Origin of the sequence: Streptosporangium sp. G11, from assembly GCF_051192615.1 — a bacterium.
In the GTDB taxonomy this organism is placed as follows: domain Bacteria; phylum Actinomycetota; class Actinomycetes; order Streptosporangiales; family Streptosporangiaceae; genus Streptosporangium.
Genome location: NZ_JBPJUQ010000373.1, coordinates 1 through 555 on the forward strand (window position 1 = coordinate 1; position 555 = coordinate 555).

Here is a 555-nt window from a genome sequence, read left to right on the forward strand (position 1 = left end):
TGCTTCGTTCCTTTTTGGACAGCAAGATTAGACGTACTATCAGGGCCCAGCGGGTCGTTGATGGGCGGTGAGGCAGTGCCGAAGCTCCTGTTCGCACGGGCGCCGAAGGACACGGTGGAGGAACGGAAGATCCGTAAGCTGGCCGGTGCCCGACATGCTCCGGCCGACTGGATCCGCAGAGCGCAGATCATATCTTTGAGCTGGGAGCGGCTGCGGGTGCCGCAGATCGCCCGCAGCATCGGCTGCAGTGAGAAGACGGTGCGCTATCGACTGGCGCGCTTCAACGCCGAAGGTCTCGATGGGCTGGGAGATCGGCCTGGTGTCGGCCGTAAGCGGCGGATCGGCGAAGCCGAGCGCTCACAGATCATCGCGCTGGCCCGCAGCCGGCCTCCGGGCCGGCCGCTGCGCGATCAGGCAACCGGTGAGCCGGCCGCGGACCAGGAGGACGGACCGGGCAACTGGACACTGGACACGCTGACCGAAGCCGCCCACGGGCTGAGCATCGAAGTGGCGCGCTCGCAAGTACGGCGAATTTTGTTGGCCGAGGGGGTGCGC

1 protein-coding gene is annotated in these 555 nt (G+C 66.5%); it reads left to right on the forward strand.

Going from position 1 to position 555, the window contains the following annotated elements:
- Positions 1–75: 75 nt before the first annotated feature.
- On the forward strand, positions 76–555 hold a 480-nt coding region (locus tag ACSDR0_RS51095), incomplete at its 3' end, for a helix-turn-helix domain-containing protein (protein ID WP_435296216.1).